9 protein-coding genes are annotated in these 11,594 nt (G+C 35.8%); all 9 read right to left on the bottom strand.

Going from position 1 to position 11,594, the window contains the following annotated elements; translation table 11 throughout:
- Positions 1–57: 57 nt before the first annotated feature.
- Positions 58–732, bottom strand: a complete 675-nt coding sequence (locus Q5O86_RS02595; RefSeq protein WP_302625582.1) for an HNH endonuclease — start codon at positions 730–732, stop codon at positions 58–60.
- Complete coding sequence (locus tag Q5O86_RS02590) at positions 729–1,961, bottom strand: AAA family ATPase (RefSeq protein WP_302625581.1); 1,233 nt, start codon at positions 1,959–1,961, stop codon at positions 729–731. The genes Q5O86_RS02595 and Q5O86_RS02590 overlap by 4 nt, the downstream gene beginning before the upstream one ends.
- 132 nt (positions 1,962–2,093) lie before the next feature.
- The gene (locus Q5O86_RS02585) at positions 2,094–3,113 is read right to left on the bottom strand and encodes a hypothetical protein (protein WP_302625580.1); all 1,020 of its coding nucleotides are present in this window, start codon (positions 3,111–3,113) and stop codon (positions 2,094–2,096) included.
- A 13-nt stretch (positions 3,114–3,126) separates the two neighbouring features.
- Positions 3,127–3,915: an HAD-IIB family hydrolase gene (locus Q5O86_RS02580; protein ID WP_302625579.1), complete on the bottom strand. Its 789-nt coding sequence runs from the start codon at positions 3,913–3,915 to the stop codon at positions 3,127–3,129.
- A 31-nt stretch (positions 3,916–3,946) separates the two neighbouring features.
- Positions 3,947–6,091: an Ig-like domain-containing protein gene (locus Q5O86_RS02575; RefSeq protein WP_302625578.1), complete on the bottom strand. Its 2,145-nt coding sequence runs from the start codon at positions 6,089–6,091 to the stop codon at positions 3,947–3,949.
- Positions 6,092–6,125: 34 nt separating this feature from the next.
- Positions 6,126–8,519: a DNA topoisomerase (ATP-hydrolyzing) subunit A gene (locus Q5O86_RS02570; protein WP_302625577.1), complete on the bottom strand. Its 2,394-nt coding sequence runs from the start codon at positions 8,517–8,519 to the stop codon at positions 6,126–6,128.
- A gap of 8 nt (positions 8,520–8,527) precedes the next feature.
- Positions 8,528–10,438, bottom strand: a complete 1,911-nt coding sequence (locus tag Q5O86_RS02565) for a type IIA DNA topoisomerase subunit B (protein WP_302625576.1) — start codon at positions 10,436–10,438, stop codon at positions 8,528–8,530.
- A gap of 26 nt (positions 10,439–10,464) precedes the next feature.
- Positions 10,465–11,124: a histidine phosphatase family protein gene (locus Q5O86_RS02560; protein ID WP_302625575.1), complete on the bottom strand. Its 660-nt coding sequence runs from the start codon at positions 11,122–11,124 to the stop codon at positions 10,465–10,467.
- Positions 11,121–11,546 carry a GNAT family N-acetyltransferase gene (locus Q5O86_RS02555; RefSeq protein ID WP_302625574.1) on the bottom strand — a complete coding sequence of 142 codons (426 nt, stop codon included), beginning with the start codon at positions 11,544–11,546 and terminating at the stop codon, positions 11,121–11,123. The genes Q5O86_RS02560 and Q5O86_RS02555 overlap by 4 nt, the downstream gene beginning before the upstream one ends.
- Between the last annotated feature and the right edge of the window lie 48 nt (positions 11,547–11,594).

The raw sequence follows: 11,594 nt of genomic DNA, 5'->3' as shown, positions 1-11,594 counted from the left end.
TAGAAAGCGTTTCTAAATTATAAGGTGTTTTTATTCTTGAGAATCTCTTTATATTTATCACTCTATGTATGGCAATAACTCAGAATAGGATTCTTTATTATCTCGAATTAACCACCTTTTGAAAGCAGCAAACGGTGAACTATCCTCCAATTGTTTTTTTATAAGATATTTCAAATCCTCCTTTTCATCATCTTCTGCCTCTTGATATTCTCGAACATATTCTTTAAATTGAGAAAGTTCCTTTCTTAAAGTTCTTCTCAATATTTTAGATTCCATTTTCTTTTGTGGAGTAAAACCATAATATACCTCTTCTAGCAATTTTACAGTATTTATCGTCTCTTTTCTAGAATCTAACTTTTCAAACACCAATTCTTCCTCTGTTCCAAAATATCCTTTTTTACGAAAAGCAATGTATTCTTCCACATTTTCTTTTGTACAATCTATAATCGGTACATATTTATCTAGCTTTATATTATTACAGTGGGCACAAGATAAAAAAAGATTATTCCAATCATATTTTAATTCTTTATTTCCCCGATATGGAATCAAATGCTCAATTTGATAAGAAGTAATTTCTTTATTCTCACAAATATAACATTTGCCATGAAACATTTCCCTGAGCGCTGAATTAACTTCTAAAGTATTATATGAAGCATTTTTTGCTTTTGCTTCCTCTAAAGATTCTATTGCTTTCTGTGCCTTATCTGTTAGTTTCCGTTCAACTTTTATCATAAACGATGTCCCTCTATCTCCTCAAATTTATCTCTCGCCTCCCGAGATAATCCCCGTGGAATATTCTTCAAATCTATTCGGAGTTTTGCTCTCTCTGCACGTTGTTCTTCTGTTGGATTATTTATTTCCGTCAGATTTTTATATTTCTCAATCTTTTCTTTCAATTCATCTGCATATTCTTCTGCACCAAAATAGCCCTCTGCAAGCCCATCTGAGGAATATACAGATAAATCTTCTAATTCTACACATCTTTCCAAATCATATGCTTTAGCATTTGAAATAGAATTAAGAATATAAGGCGAATGTGTTGTAATAATAAATTGTATTCTTGGAAAAAACTTAATCAAAAACGGCATAATTTTTCTCTGTAATTCAATATGAAGATGCGTCTCCAATTCATCAATTAACACAACTCCTTCTACATCATATTCACTCAGTCCATCACCCAAAAGCCAGTTTCTGTCCATCCTTAAAATCAAATCCGATATAATATGAATAACCGATGAATATCCATCTGATAATTGGTCAAAACCAAAAGGCTCTCTTCCATCCTCACAAATTTTAAAATCATATTCTTTATAATCATATTCCAAAGAGATGGAATCATCATCCAGCAAAACTCGTAATGCCTCTACAAACCGGTCAAACCATTTCTGAATCCTATTTACATTTATCATGTCTCCTTCATTTCTTGCATAGGATTGCTGGGTTTTTAGATGTACCATATACTTATGCAGCAACTCTCCCGGCTCAGAATTAATACTATAAAAATTACTTAATTTAATATCTTCTACACCATTTCCACGGACAATCTGTGTTTTCCTGTTTGCTGAAAAAAATGCTGTTATAAAATTTCCCTGCTGATATAAAAAATCTAAATCTTCAGGATTATTAAAAAAAGGTTCTACACCATCCTTGTACCTTTTTACCCGTGATATATTCAGATTATAATTTTTCTCTGCTTCAAATTTCTCTGCTTCTGTTTTTGCATTAATTAGGCTTTTTTCCGCCTGTAAAGTCCACTTTATATACTCATTTCGTAAAAGATTCAATTTTCCATCATTAATTGCCTGCAAATATTTTTGAATTTCCAAAAGTAATGATGTCTTTCCCGAACCATTTTTACCCGTAATGATTAAATGCTGTCTCCTATCTTGATTTAATGATATAACGATGTTTGATAAATGCCTCAATTCATCAATTCTTATTTCTGTAATAAAATGTTCCATATTTATTTTTTCCCTCCGAGATTTTCTATTTCATTATATTTCATCCTTTTAAGTAATTCAATATTTCATTGAAAAAGGCAGTCAAATTTCCATTTAACTACCTTATCACACTGATTTTTCTAGCACTTAATTTTAATCAAACACTACAATACTACTCATATCATCACTATCTTCTATCTTTATCTTTTTCTCTTCTTTCTCATTAAAATCCGTCTCTATATTATTGAGAAATGCAGTGTACTCCTTATTAAAATATTGTTCCTTTTCTTTATCCATAAGCTCCTGCTTATTTTTTGCAGTCTCATCTTTCATATAATTATCTATACAATATATCAAATAATAATTATTTCCATCTTCAATAATATTACTTATTTTACCTTTACTGACCTTAAAGGCTTCCAATTCATATTTGGATGCTGCCTCACTTTTTTTCATTACTCTCTCAATTGTGTCATCCAAACTATACTGCTTTGCCTCTCTTGCAAACTCCTGATAACCGCCCTCTACAATACTTTTCACATCTTTTAAAGTAGATTTTATTTTTGCCGCTTTTTTTGATTCCGTATTCATTCTGATATATTGAATCTTTATAACCCGTGCATCTTCCTCACTAATGTCATTACCTACATTTTCCGTTATTTTTGAATATACTTTATCTGCCAGCATATAGTTTGTATATAGATTCTCTACATCTTTTTCCTCTGCACCTGTATACTTTTTTTCCCCGTCTGTCAGCGCTTTATAGTAATCTGATGCTTTTGTCTGTATCTCAGCTTTTTCTTTATTCGTCAGAGAAACACCATTTTTTTCTGCCATAGCCGAAAGAGCATATTTCATCGTAATATCTTCTTTCACTTTATCCTTAACAAAATCTGTCATTGTCAAATCTTTATTAACATTGGCATTCCAATCTATGTTCCCGCCAAAATCACTCTTATACCGGTTCGCCGTATTCATCATAACCAGCATATATTCAGCTTTGCTGCAAAGTAGCTTATCTATTTTAAACATTTCATCAGATTTTAATCCGACCAATTTACCGACAATCGGTGTATCACTTTTCAAAGCACATCCTGAAAAAGCTGAAAATGAAATAGATAAAACTAATCCGGCTATTGCAATTTTTCTGATATCAATCATTCGTTTTCTCATTTTTTCCTCCAAATTACATACGCATAACATCTTCCAAAATAGTATTTACATTTTCTGCAATGTGTTTTGCTGCTCTTCTGACTTCCGCATCTGACCACTGCATTGCATAACTGTAAAAACAATGTTGAAACATATCAATATCACTATACCCACTGCCAAACACAACTGTATCTTCTTCAGAAATTTTGAAAACATGCTGTAAAAGTGCTATTGCCATTCCTTTTGTCACATATTCTCCTGTAATAAATGCCTGGTCCGGGCTTGAAATTGCCACATTTGCCTTTTTTGCCCATTTCGTATAGAAATACTCATAAGTCTCCCCATCGAATCCATCACGGGCGCAAATTGTAATTTTCGTAATATCACCGGGAAGTTCTTTCATATCTTTTACATATTCAGGCTCTATTCCCATATTTCTTAAATAATTGATAAAATCCATATCATGGGTGTTTACCATTGCTCCTCTTTCATTCGAGAATAGTAATTTAAACCGCCTTATAAACCTATCATCCTTTTCGATTTCAGATAATACTTCAAGACATACCAGACGGTCAACCGGCGTTTTGCTGATAACCCTATCCTGATATATAATAACACCACCATCATTACAGATATATACAATATCATTTTTAACTTTTCCAAAAAGCGGCTTTACTGCATCATAATTTCTTCCTGTAGCAACAGCGAATTTTATTCCGTTTCTGTTGAGTTCTGATATTAATTCTATCGTTTCCTCATCCACTTCCAATCTGTCATCTCTAAGTAATGTGTTCTCTAATCCACACACTATAAAATTAATCATTTCTGCCTCCTGCTGAGCTATATTCAGTTTTCTATTTCTTTACTGACTTGATTTTTGATTGTGTACCATAAACTGTTCTTCCCGACACATTCCTAAAAGCAGCAACTTTATAGTAATATGTTCTTCCTTTTGTCAGTTTTCTATTTGTAAATGTGTTACTCTTCTTTCCGGACAACGAAACTATCTCTTTATACGTTCCATTTTTCTTCTCACTTCTATATACTTTATAGCCACTTGCCCCCTTAATCTGTTTCCATGTTATAACCACGTTACTGCCTGTAGAAACAATTGATTTAATTTTTGTTCTGCCCGGAATTGGACGAACTGTAACTGTTTTCGATTTTGCACTCTTGTACTTTACTTTATTAACTTTTCTAAAAGCTTTCAATTTATAGGAATATGCCTGACCTGTTGTAAGTTTCGTATCTATATAACTGGATGTACTTCCTCCCACTCTCTTAATCAATGCATATTTTCCCTGTGCATTTTTTTTGTAAATCATGTAACCGCTAACCCCACTCTCTGGTGTCCATGTCAACTTTATAGATTTATAATTTTTTGATGCACCCTTCATCACCGGTTTTTTAGGTTTATAATTTGCGCCACCGACCTGAATTGTCATTGACCCCATACTTCCCGCACCAAGAAAAGCTCTAATTGTAACAGAACCATTTTTTATACCCGTCACATATCCTGAACTATCCACGGTCGCTATCGCCGGGTTATCTGACATATAGTACACAGTCTCACTCTTATTCAATGTGACAGGCAATTTTACCTTTTCTCCCTTTGCCACATTCTTCTCAGAATTTAAGTTTACATATGTAGCCGCCAAATACCCATTATAACTCTTTCCATTCTTAGTCACTGAAACCTTATACCAGTACGGATTACTTAACCATTGTGTTCCATAGAGCACATCTGTCATAACACCCCCATTTACTTTAACAGCATCACCTTTGCTGAGTGTAACTAGGGTTTTATACCCTGTACTTGGACCTTTACGCAGGTTCACAGATGCAATCGTCGAACCACTTTTCGTTGTATTTCCCAACCTGACAACATTTGTCTCATTCGGCATATTATTGAAAACCGGAATAATAAACGTCTTTTCCAACGCTGCAATTCCAAGACTCTCATATGCCTCCGCTGTAAATGATGCTTCTGATGCCGCACCGTAAATATTTGTCATGTACTGATGTGTATACAAAGAATACTTTGCATTTTTATTTACATTAAATCTCTGATAATATGTCGTATTTTGACCACAATTAATATATTTTTCTCCTATATACTGCGCTCCACCCAGAATAGATTTCCCCGGTGTTGTCCACGGTCTGCCATATGTTTTTCCACTGCTTGCCCATGACAATCCATTTGCTATCGGATTTGCACCTGAATATGCACCTATGTTATAGAAATTATAAATTCCCGTATACGCCTTGGAATACTGCCCTGAAACGCTTCCACTTGCTCCCATTCCGGCATATTTTGAATTTTTCTTAGTTCCTATCTCCTGTAAAATCTTGGATGCCAAATAATAGGCGCTGACTTTTGTCGATTTTGCAGCAGACATTATTTGTGCTGAATATCGTGTATTTGTGGATTTGTATTTTCCTGCCGTTGTTATGTATCCTATATTCGTTTTATACATAAACGAGCCATCCAAAATAGCCTCCACACCTGCCTGAGTCTGTGTCTCTGAATCAAAAGATAAAGATTCAAACATATAAATATGTGTTGTATTTAAAAAATTTCTCGGGTCCATAAAATATGCTATTGCATTTTTCGAAGTAGTTACCCAGTTTCCTCCATCCTTTGGTATATAAGTTCCTTTAGAAACATTATAATCTCCGCTGGCATTCGACTTCAAAAACTTGCTATATGCATTTTCAATAAGACTTTTATTATCTTTAAATTCTTCCGATACAGCTGTGGAAAAGTTAATTCCTGTATTATAAGGCACGAATTTCCATTTTGGATATTTGGCATGCAATGTTCTAAGATACGGTTTGTAGCTATCCGGAAATCCACTGATACTTTTTTCAAAAGTATTACTTGCAGCATTTACCTCAACCGTATCTGCATCAAAAACTGTACACAAACCAACAACCATAGCCACTGCCATGATTACAGAAACAATAATATTCAAAATTTTGTTCTTATGTACTCTCATAATACCTCTCTTATAGTGTATTAAGCAAACGTTTTTAACGTCTGACCTTTACGCCTTTTGTTCCTCTTTTTCCTATTTTCAACTTTCTTAAGTCTACTTCTTTTCCCTTGTATTCTACCATCTCATTATCCCCCACATCAAGAAGGTAAACGTTGGAAACAAAGTCATCAGCATTTAACTTAATGCCTTTTACACCCAGTGTTGCTTTTTTCATTTCGGGAACTTCTTTTATCGGGAATCTGAGGAATATTCCTCCCTCTGTCTGCAATACCAAAATCTCCCTCGTATATTGCAGCTCTGTTTCCTGAACAACATCCATCATGTCATCCATATGTCCAAATTCCATCTGCTCAAAATCAAGGGTTTCAAAATCATCAGAACCACCGGATAGCATGACTGGTATTTCCACATTCTCTACTACCGCCTCTTTTTCAGAAACTCTTGTAATTTTTACAGATATTAACGCATCTCCTTTTCCAAGCTTCGTAGCAGCCATTGTTTTTCTGTTCGTCTCAAACTCACTTCCATCTACTAATTTAATCATTCCATTTTTTGTCGTAAATAAAAGCTTTTTCCCTTTCATCATAGATGCTGAAACCAGTGCAACTATACTTTCTCCCTCACTGCTGTAATTTCCCAGATTATCAATCGGGACTCCTTTCTCGCGTACCTTTTTAGTAGGAATTTTTGATACTTTTATCTGATGTACATTTCCATTGTCTGTAAAAATACAAATTGTATCAGTGTTCATACAACTAAAGTAATATTTATTTTCTTTTGTCACGGATTCAAAATTTCTATCAAATGCTGCCGGTTCCAAAAGTTTTGCATAACCAAACTTATCTTGTACAAAGACCACTTCCTGCTCCACAAAAGCATTCTCATCAAAGACAGCTTCCTTTCCATCCTCAATCAGCGTGCGTCTGGAAAGAGCATACTCTTTCTTTATTTTCTGTAAATCTTTTTTTATAGTCTTTGTCATAGTTCTTCTGCTTCCAAGAATATCCTCATATTCTGCAATCTGATTTACTAACTCTTCATATTCCTTTTGGAGTGCCATAAGTTCTAATCCAATTAGTTTTGCAAGGCGTAAATCTAAAATTGCCTGTGCTTGGCGTTCTGTAAAACAGAGATTTCCCGCAAGAATCTCTGACTCCGGATTTTTAAATTTGACTCCGTCTGTCTTTCCATGCACAAGACATTCTTTCACCTGTTTCTGACTCTGACACCCTCTGATGATTTCGATAATCAAATCAATAATATTTGTCGCCTTAATAAGACCCTCTTTGATTTCTTTTTGTTCCAATGCCTTATTGAGTAATGTTGTATACTTTCTGGTGGTAAGTTCATACTGAAAATCTATGTTGTATTTAATAATACTCTTTAGCCCCATTACTTCCGGTCTTCCATCGGCTATGGCAAGCATATTTACACCAAATGTATCCTCTAATTTTGTCTTCTTATACAACATGTTTTTTAATTTATCAACATCTGCACCTTTTTTTAATTCGAGAACAATTCTCATTCCATTTTTATCAGACGCATTAGAAATATCTACGATATCAGAAGTTTTTTTCGTCTCCACAAGGTCGATTACATCAGATATAAACTTCCCAATTCCCGCGCCAATCATAGTATATGGAATTTCAGTAATAACAAGTTTATCTTTTTCTCTCCCTTTCCCTTTTTCAAATACCAGTTTTCCTCTCAGCTTTAATTTTCCGACACCAGTCTCATAAATATTTAAAAGCTCTGATTTATTTGCAACAATTCCCCCTGTAGGAAAATCGGGTCCCGGCATTATTTCCAATAACTGCTCTGTGGTGATATCATTATTGTCCAAATAAGCAATGACTGCATCGATAACTTCACCCAAATTATGCGTTGGTATGTTTGTTGCCATACCAACAGCAATTCCTTCTGCACCATTCACTAAAAGATTCGGTACTCTGACCGGAAGAACAACCGGCTCTCTCTCCGTTTCATCAAAATTCGGCATAAAATCCACAACATCTTTATTCAGGTCAGCTAAATACACATCCTGCGTAAATTTCTTTAATTTTGCCTCCGTGTAACGCATGGCAGCCGCACCATCGCCCTCGATAGAGCCAAAATTTCCATGACCGTCTACCAATGCCATTCCCTTTTTAAAATCTTGTGCCAAAACCACCAAAGTCTCATATATAGAACTGTCACCGTGAGGATGATACTTACCCATAGTATCACCGACAATACGCGCTGATTTTCTATGAGGCTTATCATAATTCAGCCCCAATTGGTCCATTGCATACAACACGCGTCTCTGTACCGGTTTCAGTCCATCTCTGGCATCCGGTAATGCTCTTGCACAGATTACACTCATTGCGTAATCAATATAGCTTTTCTGCATTACTTCGGAATACTCTGTTTTTATAATCTGCTCCGCCATACTATCTCCTAAATATCCAATTCTGCATCTGTTGCGTGGTCATAAATAAATTCACGCCGAGGTGCAACTTCACTTCCCATAAGCATGCTTGTCACGGCGCTCGCCATTTTTGCATCTTCTATTTCTACCTGTTTCAAAATTCTCGTCTCAGGATTTAATGTTGTCTCCCATAGCTGGTCTGCATCCATCTCTCCTAAGCCTTTATATCTCTGTAATGTAAATCCTGAATGATTTTTCCTATATTTCTCTAGGGCTTTGTCATCATAAAGATATTGTCCCTCACCTTTTTTAGGTACCACCTTATATAACGGTGGAGTTGCCAGATACACATGACCATGTGTAATCAGTTCCGGCATAAACCGATAGAAAAATGTCAACAGCAGTGTATCAATATGTGCACCGTCCACATCTGCATCTGTCATCAGAATAATCTTGTGAAATCTCAATTTCTCAATGTCAAAGTCATTTCCATACCCCTCTGAGAATCCACACCCAAATGCATTAATCATAGTCTTAATTTCTGCATTTGCCAAAACTTTATCCATTGTCGCCTTCTCAACATTAAGAATTTTTCCACGAATCGGCATAATTGCCTGAGTTCTTCTGTTTCTGGCGCTTTTTGCAGACCCCCCGGCAGAATCTCCTTCCACAATGAAAATTTCGCACTCCTCAGGTTTTCTGCTCTCACAATTGGATAGTTTTCCATTGCTGTCTATAGAAAACTTGCTTTTCGTAAGCAGGTTTGTCTTTGTTCTCTCCTCAGCCTTTCTTATCTTTGCCGATTTTTCTGCACAGGAAATAACACTCTTTAATGTTTCTAAATTTTTGTCAAAAAATAATGTAAGCTGCTCACCCGCAATATTTTTTGTAACCTTTTCTGCATCCGGATTGTCCAGCTTAGTCTTCGTCTGCCCTTCGAATCTTGGGTCAGGATGTTTTACTGCCACGACTGCAACCAGGCCATTTCTTACATCCGCACCGGTAAAGTTATTGTCTTTCTCTTTTAATATTCCAAGTTCTCTGGCGTATTGATTTACAGTTGCTGTCAGAACGGATTTAAAACCTGTAATATGCGTTCCACCTTCCTGCGTATATATATTGTTACAAAAACCTGAAATATTCTCTGTAAATTCATTAATATACTGGAATGCGACTTCCACTTCTATTCCATCCAAGGCCTTTTTAAAATAAATAATATCAGTAACCTTCTCTTTATCCTTATCCATGTCCGTAATAAAAGCTTTAATGCCGTCAGGTTCATGGAAAGTCACACTCTCCTCCTCCCCAACTCTTTTATTTTCAAATACAATTGTCAGCTCAGGATTCAGATAAGCTGTCTCGTGTAAACGGCTCTTGATAGACTCTGATTTAAAATATATCTTTTCAAAAATCTCTGCGTCCGGAAAAAATCTTACGCTTGTCCCTGTATCATTTTTCCTGCATGTTCCGGTCTGCTTTAGGTCATAGCACACCTTTCCCTGCTCATATCTCTGATTATATACTTTTCCCTCACGTTTTACATCTACCTCCAGCCAAAGAGATAATGCGTTTACCACCGAAGAGCCCACACCGTGAAGTCCGCCTGAAATCTTATAATTTCCATCACCGAATTTTCCTCCGGCATGAAGTGTCGTAAAAACTACCTCTACAGCCGGTCTTCCTGCCTGTTCGTTTAAGTCCACAGGTATACCTCGCCCATTATCTACAATTGTAGCGGAACCGTCCTTTTCCAATGTAACCTTAATTTCTGAGCAATAACCTGCCAGATGCTCGTCCACCGAATTGTCCACAATCTCATAAATTAAGTGGTTCAGCCCCTTTGTTCCTACACTTCCTATATACATTCCCGGTCTTTTTCTAACCGGGTCTAAACCTTCTAAAACAGAAATGCTATTTCCATCATAACGATTCGCTGCCATATTACTCCTTTTTCTCTACAATGCTTTTATTCATGTTTCACCTGAAAGAATCCACTGCCAAAATGTTTTCTCATCAAGTAGTCTTTTCCTTCAAGATGCGCAAAATCATTAAACCTTTCGATATGAAATGTTTTCATTGTCTCATCATACAAAATATGTGAAATGCTGCAATTCTCTATCTGCCGTCCATAGGTAAGCCATTTCGCATAATCGGCTCCAAGCAGTCCGGTCAAAATAGCTCTTAATACACCACCATGGGTTACTACACAGACATTTTTATAATTTTCCTCTGTGAATCCTTTCAGAGCTTCATACGAACGCTCAAAAACCATCTGACAGTTCTCTCCTCCACCCGGATACGGAACATCGTCACTCATTTGAGCTCTTTTTGCCAGAAAATCACCATACTTTTCCTTGAGTTCATCATTCGTAAGACCTGTCATTCCACCAAAATCTGCTTCCTGCCACCTCTCATCAATATAACGTGGTTTCTGTAGATGTCTATTAATAATATCCGCTGTTTCTTTTGCCCTCAATAATTGGCTCGAATAAACAGCATCAATCTCATAAGTTTTTAATCTTTTGCCTACTAAGTCAGCCTGTTCTCTTCCCTCTTTTGACAATTCAACATCGACATTACACAGTGTACTATTTTGCCTGCCATGTCTAATCAAATAAATATTCATTTTGTTTCTCCATTTATATACAATATCATTCCCGGACCCAACTGTTCCGTTGGTCTGGCTATAAAACCATATCTCTTATAAAAACTTTCTCTCCCCTTTGCACACATTAAGTCAAGCATTATATCTGTATCCGGAATTTTTATTTTATTTACATAATCAATCAGACTTTCCATAATCATATGTCCGACTCCCTGTTTTTGATATTGAGGGATTACAATCAAATCCTGTATATAGCAGATAACTGCTCCATCTCCCACAATTCTCCCCATGCCAATCGGCTCATCATTATCATAGACAACTACTGTATATAAACTATTTTCAATCGCCCTCTTTGCCTGTTCCTCTGTGAGAGTTTTCCATCCCACTTCATATCTCAATTTTAAATATGTACTTAAATCTAAATCATTATCCTGTGAAAACATTTTTTCTTTTATTTTAACCTCTTTTTTTGATAAAAAATGGTATTCCTT

It is taken from the genome of uncultured Eubacterium sp. (genome assembly GCF_937958975.1).
Classification (GTDB): domain Bacteria; phylum Bacillota; class Clostridia; order Lachnospirales; family Lachnospiraceae; genus Eubacterium_G.
The sequence above is the reverse complement of the archived record's forward strand: the minus strand, read 5'-3'. Positions and strand labels throughout refer to the sequence as shown.

Excerpts from the sequence above, each read along its gene's own strand:
- Q5O86_RS02595 (WP_302625582.1), bottom strand. The coding sequence starts at position 732 with ATGATAAAAGTTGAACGGAAACTAACAGATAAGGCACAGAAAGCAATA.
- Q5O86_RS02560 (WP_302625575.1), bottom strand. The coding sequence starts at position 11,124 with ATGAATATTTATTTGATTAGACATGGCAGGCAAAATAGTACACTGTGT.
- Q5O86_RS02570 (WP_302625577.1), bottom strand. The coding sequence starts at position 8,519 with ATGGCGGAGCAGATTATAAAAACAGAGTATTCCGAAGTAATGCAGAAA.
- Q5O86_RS02575 (WP_302625578.1), bottom strand. The coding sequence starts at position 6,091 with ATGAGAGTACATAAGAACAAAATTTTGAATATTATTGTTTCTGTAATC.
- Q5O86_RS02555 (WP_302625574.1), bottom strand. The coding sequence starts at position 11,546 with ATGTTTTCACAGGATAATGATTTAGATTTAAGTACATATTTAAAATTG.
- Q5O86_RS02580 (WP_302625579.1), bottom strand. The coding sequence starts at position 3,915 with ATGATTAATTTTATAGTGTGTGGATTAGAGAACACATTACTTAGAGAT.
- Q5O86_RS02590 (WP_302625581.1), bottom strand. The coding sequence starts at position 1,961 with ATGGAACATTTTATTACAGAAATAAGAATTGATGAATTGAGGCATTTA.
- Q5O86_RS02565 (WP_302625576.1), bottom strand. The coding sequence starts at position 10,438 with ATGGCAGCGAATCGTTATGATGGAAATAGCATTTCTGTTTTAGAAGGT.
- Q5O86_RS02585 (WP_302625580.1), bottom strand. The coding sequence starts at position 3,113 with ATGAGAAAACGAATGATTGATATCAGAAAAATTGCAATAGCCGGATTA.